This is a genomic window from Achromobacter pulmonis (assembly GCF_902859765.1).
GTDB lineage: Bacteria > Pseudomonadota > Gammaproteobacteria > Burkholderiales > Burkholderiaceae_B > Achromobacter > Achromobacter pulmonis.
The window spans coordinates 1-13,871 of record NZ_CADIJV010000038.1; the positions used below are offsets into that span (position 1 = coordinate 1).

The following is a 13,871-nucleotide window of genomic DNA, read 5'->3' on the forward strand; positions in this document are numbered from 1 at the left end:
CTCGGCATCGGCGGGCGCGGCAGCGGCGGCGGCCCGCGCCGGCTGGGCCAGCCCACGCAGCCAGCGCGCGGCCCATACGCCTTCGGCCATCAGCAGCGCCGCCAGGGGCAGGGCCGCCCAGACGCCGGGCTCCAGTCGCAGCAGCCATTCGCCAACGATGCGCAGCGACACGCAGATGACGCCAGCCACCAGCATGGCCAGGATGACCAAGTCGCGGCGGCCGCGCTGGTAATAGAAACCCAGGCCCAGCGTCACCGCGATCCAGGCCAGGCCGTTGATGGAACCCAGGCCGCCCGCCATGCCGTTGCCGATCACCAGCACCGTCACCATCGGGCCGAACACCAGTGCCGTCACCAGCGCGCTGATCACCAGCGCCGCCAGGACCCGCGGTCCGACCAAGGTGCTGGCGCGCCAGCGGTGCGCGGCCAGTTCCCAGCCCAGCAACAGCAGCAGGTTCCAGGCGGCCACGATCAGGCTGGCGACCTCGGGGCCGCCGAGGATCAGCCACCAACTGAGGGCGTGCTCACCCAGCCACAGGACCAGGGCGACGTTGGTCACCAGCGCCCACAGCAGCCAGACCGCCTGGCTGGCCGCGGCCAGCGCCCAGGGCAGCAGCAGAAGCGCCCACCAGGCGAACAATTCCCAGGTATCGGCGCCAGTCTGGTAAGTTTGACCTAATAACGCGAGCAGCGCGCCCAGCAGGATGCCGGCCAGGGCCAGCAGCGCGCCGGGGATGCTGCGGCGTACGCCGGGGGTGCCGCGCAGGCGCAACCCGGCCCACGCCGCGGCCAGCGCGCACAGGGCCAGCAAGCCCTGCGCGCCGGCAAAGCGCTGCACTTTGGTCATGTCCTGCCAGTTCGCGGCGACCCAGCAAATGGCGGCGCTGCCGAGCAGCAGCACCCCCAGCCAAAGGGTGCTGCGTGCCAGGAATTGGCGCCATGCGTGAAGTTCCGATCCCACTTGCCGTTCAATGCCGACTTGCATATCGCGAAACTCCGATCTTATTATCCGCGCTACTACGGCGGGTCTGCCGCCACTGGATACACATGAATAAAACGCTGATTATTGCCGAGAAGCCCTCGGTGGCCCTTGATATATCACGCGCCTTGGGAGGCTTCGCGCGCGAGGGCGACTATTTTGAAAGCGAACGTTACGTGCTGGCGTCGAGCATCGGCCATTTGCTTAGCTTGGTCGCGCCCAACGATCCGGTCAAGGGGAAGTGGAGCTTCACGCACCTGCCCGTAATTCCGCCTGAATTCGAACTGGGCCCGACCGACAAGAAATCGGCCGAGCGCCTCAAGCTGCTGGTGCGGCTGGCCAAGCGCAAGGACGTCGATGCCATCATCAACGCCTGTGACGCGGGACGCGAGGGCGAGCTGATCTTCCGCTACATCATCCAGTACGCCGGGGTGAAAAAGCCGATCCAGCGCCTGTGGCTGCAATCCATGACGCAGGCCGCCATCCGCGAGGCCTTCGCCAATCTGCGCGACGACGCCCAGCTCAAGCCGCTGGAGGCCGCCGCCCGTTCGCGCGCCGAGGCCGACTGGCTGGTGGGCATCAATGGCACGCGCGCCATGACCGCCTTCAACAGCAAGGACGGCGGCTTCTTCAAGACGCCGGTGGGCCGGGTGCAGACGCCCACGCTGGCCATCGTGGCCGAGCGCGAGGAACGCATCCGCCGCTTCGTGCCGCGCGACTACTGGGAAGTGCGCGCCACCTTCGTGGCGGCCGCCGGCCTGTACGAGGGCCGCTGGATCGATCCGGACTTCAAAAAGGACGAGCGCGACCCCGAGAAGCGCGAATCGCGCCTGTGGTCGCAGGCCGCCGCCCAGAGCGTGGTGGCCGCCTGCCGCGAACAGCCGGGCAGCGTCACCGAGGAATCCAAGCCGTCGACCCAGATGTCGCCGGCCCTGTACGACCTGACCTCGCTGCAACGCGAGGCCAACGGCCGCTTTGGCTTCTCGGCCAAGACCACCCTGGCGCTGGCCCAGACCCTGTACGAACGTCACAAGGCGCTGACCTATCCGCGTACCGATTCGCGCTATCTGCCCGAGGACTACATCGGCACGGTGCAGGAAACCATGCGCGCGCTGGCCCAGGGCGGCTCGAACGCCGTCGGCGGGCTGTCGCGCCATGCCGGCACCGTGGTCAGCCAGCAATGGGTCAAGCCGAACCGCCGCATCTTCGACAACAAGAAGGTGTCGGATCACTTTGCGATCATCCCGACGCTGCAGATCCCGCACGACCTGAGCGAGGCCGAGGCCAAGCTCTACGACCTGGTGCTCAAGCGCTTCCTGGCGGTGTTCTTCCCGGCCGCCGAATATCGCGTCACCACCCGCATGACCGAAGTGCAGGGGCATCGCTTCCGCACCGACGGCAAGGTGCTGGTCAACCCGGGCTGGCTGGCCGTGTACGGCAAGGAAGCCCAGGGCGAGGACGCCAACCTGGTGCCGGTGGGCGACGGCGAGACCGTGCGCACCGAGGACGTCGAAGCCGTGGGCCTGACCACCAAGCCGCCGGCGCGCTTTAACGAAGGCACGCTGCTGTCGGCCATGGAAGGCGCCGGCAAGCTGGTGGACGACGAGGAACTGCGCGAGGCCATGTCCGAGCGCGGCCTGGGCACGCCAGCCACGCGCGCGGCCATTATCGAAGGCCTGCTCAACGAGCTGTACCTGCGCCGCGAGGGCCGCGACCTGGTGCCGACCGCCAAGGCGCGCCAGCTGATGACGCTGCTGTCGGGCCTGGACGTGTCGGAACTGACCTCGCCCGAACTGACCGGCGAATGGGAACACAAGCTCAAGCAGATCGAGCAGGGCGCGCTGGACCGCCAGGCCTTCATGCGCGAGATCGCCCAGATGACGCAGGTGATCGTCAAGCGCGCCAAGGAATACGAGCGCGACACGGTGCCCGGCGACTACGCCACGCTGCAGACGCCGTGCCCCAAGTGCGGCGCGGTGGTCAAGGAGAACTACCGCCGCTTTGCCTGCACCCACTGCGACTTCTCGATCGGCAAGCACCCGGGCGGACGCACCTTCGAGCTGCCGGAAGTCGAGGAACTGCTGGCCAAGCGCGAGATCGGCCCGCTGCAGGGTTTCATCAGCAAGATGGGCCGGCCGTTCGCCGCCATCCTGCGCATCAGCGACGAGTACAAGCTGGAATTCGACTTCGGCCAGAACGACGAGGACGACAACGAGGCGGTGGACTTCTCCGGCCACACGCCGGTGGGCAACTGCCCCAAGTGCCAGTCGCGCGTGTTCGAGCACGGCATGAGCTATGTCTGCGAGAAGTCGGTCGGCCCTGAGAAGAGTTGCGACTTCCGCTCCGGCAAGGTCATCCTGCAGCAGGAAATCTCGCGCGAGCAGATGGAAAAGCTGCTGACCGACGGCCGCACCGACCTGCTCGACGGCTTTGTCTCCAGCCGCACCAACCGCAAGTTCAAGGCCTTCCTGGTGCGCCAGCCCGACGGCAAGATCGGCTTCGAGTTCGAGCCGCGTCCCGAGAAGCCCGGCCGTGGCCGCGCCCCCGCCAAGACCGCCGCCAGCGCGACCAAGACGGCGGCCAAGAAAGCGCCGGCCAAGAAAGCCGCGGTGAAAAAGACCGCAACGAAAACGGCCACCAAGACGGCGACCAAAGCGGCAACCAAGACCACCGCCAAGAAGGCCGTGAAGAAAGCCGCGCCCAAGAAGACCGCGGCCTGAGCCGCCACGGTCTACACTGGCGTGGCACGACGAGAACGCCCGGGCAACCGGGCGTTTTCCATTGTTGGACGGCAAGCGCCGCTGCGGTATTGTTGACGCCAAACAATCACAACCCGATCAAGACCGAGGACGACATGAGCACCAGCCCCCACTTCACCACCCGCCGCCGCGTGCTGGCCGCCACCGGGGCGCTGGCCGGCGTGACCTTGATCGGCGGCCGTGTCGCCTTCGCCCAGCCCAAGCTGGGCCGCGTGGTCTACGGGCAGGGCAGCATCGATCCGTTTTTCGCGGCCGGCTACGTGGCGCTCAAGAAGGGCTATTTCGGCGAAGCCGGCCTGGAGGTCGAGTACCTGAATTCGCAAAGCGGCCCGCGCACCAACCAGCTGCTGGCGGCCGGCCAGATCGCCTTCGGCGCCACCGCCGCCACCGCCGCGCCGGCCCTGACGCTGGCTGGCAAGCCGGCCACGCTGGTGTTCGGCTTCGACCGCAAGCTGACCTACGCCAACGTCATCGTGCGGCGCGAGGACTTCGACAGCGGCAAGATCACGTCGCTCAAGGACCTGGCCGGCAAGCGCGTGGGCGCGACCCAGCCGCAGTCCAGCACCTGGCTGATGGCGCTGTACCTGATGCAGAAGGCCGGCGTGGCCGACAAGGTCGACATCCGCCCCCTGGGCGACCTGGCCACCATGCTGGGCGCGCTCAAGACCGGCTCGGTGGCCGCCAGCATGGCCACCATGTCGATGATGGAACAAGCCAAACAGGAAGGCTGGGGCGTGCCGATCTTCGACGCCACCACCGAAGCCTCGTGGAACGAGTTCATGGGCGGCGACGTGCCGGGCATCGCCGCGCTGACACTGCAGGACACTATCCAGAAGCGGCCCGAGACGGTGCAGGCCTTCGTCACCGGGCTGGTGCGGGCGCAGGATTTCATCACGGCCCATAGCGCCGCCGAGATCGCCGACACGATCTACGACGATTATCTGAACGCCTTCCCGCGCGCCGCCATCGAGAAGACGCTCGGGGTGTACAAGGACACGGTGTTCCTGAAGGACAACCTCATCACCCAGGACGCCTACGATCGCATGACCGCGATCATGGGCGACGGCCGCCAGTTCTCGAACGACGAGATCAAGACCGTGCCCTACGCCAAGTGCGTCGACATGGGCTTCGTGCGCCGCGCCCGGGGCCTTTGATGATCACGCTGGACCGGGTAGGCAAGGCCTACCAGACGCGCCAGGGCACCACCCACGCGGTGGGCGAGGTCAGCCTGGAGATCGCGGCGGGCGAGTTCGTGTCCATCGTCGGCCCCTCGGGCTGCGGCAAGAGCACGCTGCTGAACATGATCGCCGGCTTCCTGCCGCCCACCACTGGCCGCATCGTGGTGGACGGCCAGGTGGTCGACGGCCAGGTGCCGCCGGCGCTGGGCTACATCTTTCAGAAGGACACGCTGCTGCCCTGGTTCAGCGTGAAAAAGAACGTGGCGCTGGGCCTGAAGTTCCAGGGCGTGCCGGCCGCGCGCATCGCCAGCCGCGTGGCCGAGCTGCTGGAACTGGGCCACCTGACGGCCTTCGCCGACGCCTTTCCGCACCAACTGTCGGGCGGCATGCGGCGGCGCGTGGCGCTGCTGATGAGCCTGGCGGTGGAGCCGCGCATCCTGCTGCTGGACGAGCCATTCGGCGCGCTGGACACGCACACCAAGACCCACCTGCACCGCGAGCTGATGGAGATCTGGCGCAAGCTGGGCCAGACCGTGGTGCTGGTCACGCACGACCTGGACGAGGCCATCCTGCTGTCGGACCGCGTGGTGGTGCTGTCCGGCCCGCCCAGCCGCGTACTGCTGGACGAGCGCATCGCCATCCCGCATCCGCGCGACGTCTTCACCCTGCGCGAAACGCCGCAGTTCGTTGCCCATGTGCAAAGCCTCTGGAGCGTGCTGGGCCAGCAGTTCCGCGCCGCCGCCTGATTCCGCCATGACCGCTCCCGAATTCACCGATAGCCTGCAGGATCAGTTGCGGCTGGACCGCCGCGCCAGCGCCTTGCGGCGCGTACGCATCACGCTGTGGCAGGTCCTGATCCTGGCCCTCATCCTGGGCGCCTGGGAAACGCTGACGCGCATCCCGTGGTTCACGCAGAACACGCTGTTCGATCCGTTCTTCATCAGCCAGCCTTCGCGCGTGGCGGTGCGGCTGTGGGAATGGCTGCAGCCCGGACCGCGCTCGGTCTGGCCGCATCTGTGGCTGACGTTGCAGGCCACGCTGATCGGGCTGCTGGTGGGCGTGGGCAGCGGCTTCCTGGTGGGCATGACCCTGAGCCGCAGCCGCTTCCTGGCGGACGTGTTCAACCCGTTCATCGTGGCCTTCAACTCGATGCCGCGCATCGCTTTCGTGCCGCTCATCACCATGTTCTTCGGCCTGGGGCTGGCCTCGAAAGTCGTGACCTCGTGGTTCGTGGTGTTCTTCCTGGTGTTCTTCAACACCTACAAGGGCGGGCGCAGCGTCGAGCGCGAGCTGGTCGACTTCTGCCGCACGCTGGGCGGCTCGCCGCGCCAGATCCTGTGGCGCGTGCGTATCCCGACCGCGGCGGCCTGGACCTTCGCCGCGCTGCCCAACGCCATCAGCTTCGCGCTGATCGGCGTGGTGCTGGCCGAGTTCGTCGGTTCCACCACCGGCATGGGCTACCTGATGATCACCGCGCTGGCTACACTGAACGCCACCGACATGTTCGCCGCGGTCACGCTGCTGTCCATCGTCGGCATCGCGCTGGTGTACTGCGTGACTTGGCTGGAACGGCGGCTGCTGCACTGGGCGCCCGAATTCCGCGAATGAACCGAGCCCGACCATGACGACTTCCTTGCCCTACCTGCGCAACTTCGACCTGAGCGGCCAGGTCGCGCTGGTGACCGGCTCGGCCCGCGGGCTGGGCTTCTGTATCGCCCGCGCGCTGGCCGGCAGCGGCGCGCGCGTGCTGATCAACGGCCGCAACGAACCGGCCGCCGCCAGCGCCGCCGCCGCGCTGCGGGGCGACGGCCTGGACGCGCACGCGCTGGCCTTCGACGTCAGCGACGACGCGGCCATGGCGCGGGCGTTCGCGCGCATCGACGCCGAGCACGGCCGCCTGGACATCCTGGTGAACAACGTCGGCGCGCGCAACCGCAAGACGCTGGCCGCCACCAGCGCCGCCGAGATCCGCGAACTGATCGACACCGACATGGTGGCCGGCATCCTGCTGGCCAAGCACGCCACCGAACGCATGGTGCGCCAGGGCGGCGGCCGGCTGATCGCCATCACCTCGGTGGTGGGGGAACTGGCGCGCGCCGGCGACGCGGTCTATCCGGCCGCCAAGCAGGGGCTGACCGGCATGGTGCGGGCGCTGGCGGCGGAATTCGGCGGGCGCGGCATCACCAGCAACGCGATCGCGCCGGGCACCTTCGCCACCGAGACCAATGCCGGCATGGTGGCCGACCCGGCTGTCGGACCGCGCATCGCGGCGCGCAACCCCACCGGGCGCTGGGGCGACCCGGAAGAGATCGCCGGCGCGGCGGTGTTCCTGGCGTCCAAGGCGGCCTCGTATGTGAACGGCCACGTGCTGGTGGTGGACGGCGGCCTGTCGATCCAGTTCTAGCGGGCGATCAGGTCGTCTCGTCCTGGTACCAGACGCCCTCGGCCAGCATCATCTTGTGATGGCCATGGCCGGCCGGCATCATGGGAAAGCAGTTCTCCTGCGCCGTCACTGCCACATCGAGGAAGTAGGGGCCGTCGTGCGCCAGGCATTCGGCCAGCGCCACATCCAGTTGCGCCGGGTCCTCGACCCGCGCCGCGCCCCAGCCAAAGGCCCGCGCCAGCGCTACGAAGTCGGGCAGCGAGGCGTTGTAGCTGTGGCTGTAGCGGCCGCCGTGGATCAGTTCCTGCCACTGGCGCACCATGCCCATGTAGCCGTTGTTGCACAGCACGACCTTGACCGGCGTCTGGTGCTGCATGGCGGTGGACAGTTCCTGGATGTTCATCAGCACCGAGGCATCGCCGCTGACGCACACCACGGTCTTGTCCGGATGCGCGACCTGCGCGCCGATGGCGGCGGGCACGCCGTAGCCCATGGTGCCGGCGCCACCCGAGGTGAGCCAGCGGTACGGCTGGTCGAAGCGCAGGTACTGCGCCGCCCACATCTGGTGCTGGCCGACGTCGGTCGAGACGATGGCGTCGCGCCCGGCCAGCGCCGCGTTCAGGCGCGACATCAGGTGCTGCGGCAGGATGGCGTCGGCCGCCGGGGTGTAGCCCAGGCAGTCCTGCGCGCGCCAGGCCTGCACCCGCGCCCACCACGGCGCCAGCCGCGCCGCGTCGAGCGGCCCGCCCAGTTCGGCGTGCAGGGCGCGCACCAGCGGCAGGCAGTCGCCCACCAGGGCCACGTCCACCCGCACCACCTTGTTGATGGAAGCCGGGTCGATGTCGATGTGGATCTTGCGCGCATGCGGGCAGAACTCGGACAGCTTGCCGGTGATGCGGTCGTCGAAACGGGCGCCGATGCACACCACCAGGTCGGCGTTGTGCATGGCCAGGTTGGCCTCGACCGTGCCGTGCATGCCCAGCATGCCGACGAACTGCGGATCGGAGGCGGGGAACGCCCCCAGGCCCATCAGCGTCAGGGTGCAGGGCGCGCCGGTGGCGCGCACCAGCTCGGTGAAGGCGGCGCAGGCCTCGGGGCCGGCGTTCACCAGGCCGCCGCCGCCGTAGAAGATGGGGCGCTTGGCCTGCGCGATCAGCGCGGCGGCGCGGCGCACCGCCGACTGCGGCAGCTTGGGCGCCAACTTGCCCGACTGGCGCCGCGCGCGCAGCGCCGCCAGACGTTGCTGCGAGGGCGCATAAGGCGCATCGTCGTCGGCGTCACGTGGCACCGCCAGTTGCACGTCCTTGGGAAAGTCCAGCAGCACCGGGCCGGGGCGGCCCTGGCGCGTCAGTTCGAAGGCGCGGGCGGTGACGCTGGCGACATCGTCCACCGCACGCACCTGGGTGTTCCACTTGGTCACGGAGCGCGAAATGCCGATGGCATCGCATTCCTGGAAGGCGTCGGTGCCGATGGCGCTGGTGGCGACCTGACCGCTGATGCACAGCACCGGGATCGAATCGCACATGGCGTCCAGCAGGCCCGAGGTGGTGTTGGCCATGCCCGGCCCGGAAGTCACGAACACCACGCCGGTGCGGCCGGTAGTGCGGGCGTAGCCCTCGGCGGCATGCACCGCGGCCTGTTCATGGCGCACCAGCACATGGCGCAGGCGCGGCTCGGCATAGAGTGCGTCGTACAGCGGCAGCACGGCGCCGCCGGGATAGCCGAACACGGTGTCCACGCCGTGCGCAATCAGCGTTTCCAGCAGAATCCTGGCCCCATTCGCGGGGGGAGTTTCAGGCGCGGCAAGCGCGGCGACGGCGGAGGGGTGCAGGCGATCGTTCATGCTATCCATCTTATTGGGAATCCGGGAGAATATTTATCTTCTTTTCCGCAAATTGCCGGCAAACGCAGTAAATTTATCTTTGGATAGGAGGAAACAAAGAAAATGAACCTGGACAAGTTTGATTTGGCGATTCTGCGCGTGCTGCAGGAGAACGCCCGCGCCAGCCTCAACGACATCGGCGCGGCGGTCGGCCTGTCGTCCACGCCCTGCTGGAACCGGATCAAGCGCATGGAGGCGGCCGGCGTCATCCGCGGCTACACGGTCGACATCGACCCGGCCAGCCTGGGCTTCATGGACACGGTCATCGTCCACGTGACCCTGGAAAGCCACAGCGAGGAAACGCTTTATGAATTCGGGCGCGCGCTGGCGCAGATCCCGGAAGTGCTGGAAGCCTTCCTGGTGTCGGGTGACTACGACTACTACATCCGCATCGCCGTGCGCGACACCCGCGACTACGAGCGGCTGCTGCGCGAGCAGCTGTACCGCATCCCCGGCATCCGCCACAGCAAATCCTGTTTCGTGCTGCGGCGCCTGAAGGAAACCATGCTGCCGCTGAACGGGCCGGCGGGCTGAGCGGGCAGCAGGCAGGGCCGGCCCAGGCAACGCATCCCGCGTCCGTGAATACGCGACGGCCGCGGCGATGTCAGCGCAGCACGCAATCGACCGGCTGCGCCGGTTCGGGCAGCGGCCGCACGCCCAGCCCGTCCAGCAGGTCAATCTCGATCACCCGCGCCAGCGCCGACAGCGGCAGGTCGTTTTCCTCCAGGCCGAACGGATCTTCCAGTTCGTCGCCCAGCGCGTCCAGCCCGAAGAAGGTGTAGGCGATGATGGTGACCGCCACTGGCATCATGTATTCCAGCGTGCCCACCAGCCCGAACGGCAGCAGCAGGCAGAACAGCCAGGCGGTGCGATGCAGCAGCAGCGAATAGGCGAAGGGCGTCGGCGTGTACTTGATGCGTTCGCAGGCCGCCTGGATCGCCGCGCATTGCGCCACCCGCTGGGTCAGCGCCTGGTACAGGATGTCGGTCAGTTCGCCGCGCCGCAGGCAGGCCGCCAGGTCGCGGTTGATCGCCAGCAGCAACGCGTCAGGCACGTTGCGGTTGCCAGCCAGTGTCTCCAGCTCGTCCGGCTGTACCCACGGCTGCACCGCCGCCAGCATGTCCTGGTCGCGCAGCCGCGCCGCCAGCGCATAACCGAAGCCGATGCAGCGCCGCACCAGCCGCTCCTGCACCGGATTGGCGGTACTGGCCGCCAGCAGCACCGCGCTTTCGCGCGCCAGGCTGCGCGCCTGCACGATCAGGTCGCCCCATTGCTTGCGCGCTTCCCACCAGCGGTCATAGCAGACGTTGTTGCGAAACCCCATGAACACCGACAGCGCCAGCCCGAAAAGGGAAAACGGCACCGCCGACAGATGCGCGGGCGAGAACCCGTGCCGGTGATACATCCACACCACCACGCACGACAATACGGTGATCACCAGGATGCGGCTGAAGATGCGCGGGATGATCGAACCGCGCAAGACAAAGAACAGAGCCAGCGCGGAAGGCCGCGGACGGACAATCATGGTGCGGGTACGGAAAAAAACAAGGCGGCGCTCACTATACGCCTGTCATCGTGTCATGAGCGCGCCGATATAATTCTGTTTCGTCTCACCGCCCCACTGCCGCCAATCAATGACCACCGAAGACACCCCCATCAAGCCCTGGTACGTCGTGCGCCGCTCCAAGCTGCACGGCAACGGCGTCTTCGCCGCCCGCAAGATTCCCGCGGGCACCCGCATCATCGAATACGGCGGCGCCCGCATCAGCGCCAAGGAAGCCGATCGCCGCCACCCCACCAACCCCGACGATCCCTTCCACACTTTCTTCTTCGCCCTGAGCTCCGGCCGCGTCATCGACGGCGGCGACAACGGCAATGACGCCCGCTGGATCAACCATTCCTGCGAGCCCAACTGCGAAGCCCAGGAAGGCAAGCACGGCAAGCGCGTCTACATCGTCGCCCTGCAAGACATCCCGCGCGGCACCGAACTGTCGTACGACTACGGCCTGGTCCTGGACGGCCGCATCACCAAGGCCCTGAAAGAAGGCTACAAATGCCTCTGCGGCACCCCGCCGTGCCGCGGCACCATGCTGGCCCTGCCGGAGAAGAAGAAAAAGAAAAAGGCTGAAGCGCAAACCGAAGCCGCGAGGTAATCGAGCGGCGAGGGCGCCAACCGCGCAGCCACGCTGGCTGCGCTCGCCCGACACCCGATATCCAGCCCCCCTAGCCCCGCTCCCCCCGGCGTCCCAAGAACCCCACCCAGACGCCAACAAACCCCCACCCCGAATAAGCATATTCCGCCCCATTCCCAAGACAGGCGTAAAATCCCCGATGTCGTTAACACGACAAACAAGCAGTACGTCTTCAGGGCGGGGCGAAATTCCCCACCGGCGGTATGCCAAGCAATTTGGCGAGCCCGCGAGCGCCCGGCGTCCATCACGGACACCGGGGTCAGCAGATCTGGTGAGATGCCAGGGCCGACGGTCACAGTCCGGATGAGAGAAGATGTGCCGTCACATGACCCCCTGTCCGGGCGCCAAACGCCTGGGCAGACGGTTTGCGTTCGGCTGTCGATGAGCCCTGAAACGTTTTTCGCCCACTTTTTCGCGAGAGCGTTTCAATGTCCAACGTTACCCTTACCCCGCAGTCCCCCAGCCTGGCCGCCCAGCCCTTCGCCGTGCGCCTGCAACGCGCCCTGCATCACCTGCGCCTGGGCCGTCCCGTCATCCTCATGGATGACTTCGACCGTGAAAACGAGGCCGACCTCATCGTCGCCGCCGACAAGCTGACCGTGCCCGTCATGGCCCAGCTGATCCGCGACGGCAGCGGCATCGTCTGCCTGTGCCTGCCCGGCGAAGTGCTCGACCGCCTGGACCTGGCCCCCATGGTCCAGCGCAACCAAAGCCGCTTCGCCACCGCTTTCACCGTCTCGATCGAGGCGCGCGAAGGCGTCAGCACCGGCGTGTCGGCCGTGGACCGCGTCACCACCATCCGCGCCGCCATCGCGCCCACCGCCCAGGCCGACGACATCGTCAGCCCCGGCCACGTCTTCCCGCTGCGGGCCCAGGCCGGCGGCGTACTGACCCGCCGCGGCCACACCGAAGGCTCGGTCGACCTGGCCACCCTGGCCGGCCTGCGTCCGGCCGGCGTGTTGTGCGAACTGATGAACGCCGACGGCACCATGATGCGCGGCGCCGCGCTCGAACGTTATGCCGCCCAACATGGCCTGGTCGCCCTGACCATCGCCGAACTGGCCGACCACCTGCAGCAGCTGCGCGACGGCCAGGCAGCGCCGGTGGACGACGAAGTGCTGGAAATGGCCGCCACCGTCTGAACGCAAACGGCGCCCGCCGCGGCGGGCGCCGTAACCGTCAATCAGATCGCCCCACGCGGCGGCCCTGCGCTGGGCGCAGCCTATGCGGCGGCGGCGCGGCCACGCAGCGCCATCGCCACCAGCATCGCGCCCAGCGCGCACCCGCCGCCCAGCGCATAGACCGCGCCATAGCCCTGCATGCCCGCCAACCAGCCGGCAACGGGGCTGGCGATGCCCAGCGCCACATCCAGGAACGCCACATACGCCCCCATTGCCGCGCCCCGGCTGGCCGACGGCACGCGCCGCACCGCTTCCACGCCGAACGCCGGGAACGCCAGCGAGTAGCCCGCGCCGCTCAACAGCGCGCCGCCGAACGCCCATGCCGGCGTCGGGCCCATCCAGATCAGCCATTGGCCGGCCGCCTCGATCAGCACGCACACCAGCGCCACGCGCGCCCCGCCCAGCTTGTCCGGCAGGCCCGCGAAGAACAGCCGCGCCACGATGAAGCCCACCCCGAACAGGCTGAACATCCAGGCCGCGCCATTCCAGCCGCGCTCGGCGAACAACAGGCTGATGAAAGCGGTGATGACGCCAAAGCCGACGCTGGTCAACGCCAGGCCCAGGCCGGGCAGCACCACCAGGCCCAGCACCCGGTAGAACGGCGTGCGCACACCGCCGGCCGCGGGCGCGCCGCGTTGCGGCAGCACCAGCGCCAACGCCACCACGGGGATAAACACCGTGGCCCAGGCAATGCCGCCAAAACCGGCCGCGCCGTACAGCTGCATGCCGGCGGGCGCGCCCAGCCCGAAGGCGGCGTAGATCGCCACGCCGATCCAGGCCATGACCCGGCCAGCGTGCTGCGGCCCGACGCGGCCCACGCCCCAGCTGAGCGCGCCGGTGACAATCAGGCTCTCGGCGCAGCCCATGATGGCGCGGCCCGCCATCAGCGCGGCCAGCGCCGCGCGCGGTTGCTGCCGCGCCAGGTCGTCGGCCAGCAGGTAGAGCAGGCCGGCGACCGAGCCCAGCAAAAAGCCGCTGACCACGGCGCGCCGGGCGCCGCGACGGTCGGCCAGCGCGCCGGCGTAGGCACGCGACAGCAGCGCCGAGGCAAATTGCAGGCCGGCCACGATACCCACCACCAGCGCGCCCTGCGCCAGCACGCCATCGACGTAGAGCGGCAGCACCGGCATTGGCAGGCCAACCATAAAGAAGCCAACGAACACCGCCAGCGCCAGGGGCAATATCTGCATGAATACGGGGCGCGCGGCCCCGCCGGCCGCGGGCAGCGCCGCGGCCTTCGATGCACTCGACATGAGGATTCCTTGAAGAGGGGGAAAAGCGGCGCCGAGCGGCCGGCTCGCTGTAATCAGCGATGGCA

The 13,871-nt window shown here is 68.3% G+C and carries 12 protein-coding genes and 1 riboswitch; of the genes, 8 read left to right on the forward strand and 4 right to left on the reverse strand.

What is annotated here, in order from left to right; translation table 11 throughout:
• A partial coding sequence (locus tag HV701_RS23285) for a DUF2157 domain-containing protein (RefSeq protein ID WP_175135374.1) occupies window positions 1-984 on the reverse strand: 984 nt, incomplete at its 3' end.
• Window positions 985-1,046: 62 nt separating this feature from the next.
• Between HV701_RS23285 and HV701_RS23290 the strand changes: the two genes are divergently transcribed.
• The 5 genes from HV701_RS23290 to HV701_RS23310 all read left to right on the forward strand — a co-directional run bounded on the left by HV701_RS23290 (window position 1,047) and on the right by HV701_RS23310 (window position 7,319).
• Complete coding sequence (locus HV701_RS23290; RefSeq protein WP_175135375.1) at window positions 1,047-3,698, forward strand: DNA topoisomerase III; 2,652 nt, start codon at window positions 1,047-1,049, stop codon at window positions 3,696-3,698.
• A gap of 134 nt (window positions 3,699-3,832) precedes the next feature.
• Complete coding sequence (locus tag HV701_RS23295; protein WP_175135376.1) at window positions 3,833-4,891, forward strand: ABC transporter substrate-binding protein; 1,059 nt, start codon at window positions 3,833-3,835, stop codon at window positions 4,889-4,891.
• Window positions 4,891-5,661, forward strand: coding sequence for an ABC transporter ATP-binding protein (locus HV701_RS23300; RefSeq protein ID WP_175135377.1), 771 nt, complete (start codon window positions 4,891-4,893; stop codon window positions 5,659-5,661). Before HV701_RS23295 ends, HV701_RS23300 begins: the two co-directional genes overlap by 1 nt.
• A 7-nt stretch (window positions 5,662-5,668) precedes the next feature.
• Window positions 5,669-6,523, forward strand: coding sequence for an ABC transporter permease (locus tag HV701_RS23305; protein ID WP_175135378.1), 855 nt, complete (start codon window positions 5,669-5,671; stop codon window positions 6,521-6,523).
• 13 nt (window positions 6,524-6,536) lie between these two features.
• The gene (locus tag HV701_RS23310) at window positions 6,537-7,319 is read left to right on the forward strand and encodes an SDR family oxidoreductase (RefSeq protein ID WP_175135379.1); all 783 of its coding nucleotides are present in this window, start codon (window positions 6,537-6,539) and stop codon (window positions 7,317-7,319) included.
• A 7-nt stretch (window positions 7,320-7,326) separates the two neighbouring features.
• Here HV701_RS23310 and ilvB read toward each other — a convergent pair whose 3' ends face one another.
• Entirely contained in the window at window positions 7,327-9,150 is a 1,824-nt protein-coding gene (gene ilvB, locus HV701_RS23315) for a biosynthetic-type acetolactate synthase large subunit (RefSeq protein WP_175135380.1), read from the reverse strand.
• 93 nt (window positions 9,151-9,243) lie between these two features.
• Here ilvB and HV701_RS23320 point away from each other — a divergent pair, with 93 nt between their 5' ends.
• Window positions 9,244-9,714 (forward strand): Lrp/AsnC family transcriptional regulator, encoded by a 471-nt coding sequence (locus tag HV701_RS23320; protein ID WP_175135381.1) that lies wholly within the window; start codon window positions 9,244-9,246, stop codon window positions 9,712-9,714.
• A gap of 70 nt (window positions 9,715-9,784) precedes the next feature.
• Here HV701_RS23320 and HV701_RS23325 read toward each other — a convergent pair whose 3' ends face one another.
• Window positions 9,785-10,705, reverse strand: a complete 921-nt coding sequence (locus HV701_RS23325) for a bestrophin family protein (protein WP_175135382.1) — start codon at window positions 10,703-10,705, stop codon at window positions 9,785-9,787.
• A gap of 109 nt (window positions 10,706-10,814) precedes the next feature.
• On the opposite strand from HV701_RS23325, the gene HV701_RS23330 reads away from it, so the two are divergent.
• Both HV701_RS23330 and ribB read left to right on the forward strand, forming a co-directional pair.
• The gene (locus HV701_RS23330; RefSeq protein ID WP_175135383.1) at window positions 10,815-11,333 is read left to right on the forward strand and encodes an SET domain-containing protein; all 519 of its coding nucleotides are present in this window, start codon (window positions 10,815-10,817) and stop codon (window positions 11,331-11,333) included.
• Between the two features lie 203 nt (window positions 11,334-11,536).
• Window positions 11,537-11,691, forward strand: a riboswitch (FMN riboswitch).
• Between the two features lie 109 nt (window positions 11,692-11,800).
• A complete protein-coding gene (gene ribB / locus HV701_RS23335; protein ID WP_175135384.1) occupies window positions 11,801-12,514 on the forward strand; it encodes a 3,4-dihydroxy-2-butanone-4-phosphate synthase in 714 nt (237 codons plus the stop codon).
• 80 nt (window positions 12,515-12,594) lie between these two features.
• On the opposite strand, the gene HV701_RS23340 is transcribed toward ribB, so the two are convergent.
• Window positions 12,595-13,806: an MFS transporter gene (locus HV701_RS23340; protein ID WP_175135385.1), complete on the reverse strand. Its 1,212-nt coding sequence runs from the start codon at window positions 13,804-13,806 to the stop codon at window positions 12,595-12,597.
• Window positions 13,807-13,871: the final 65 nt, after the last annotated feature.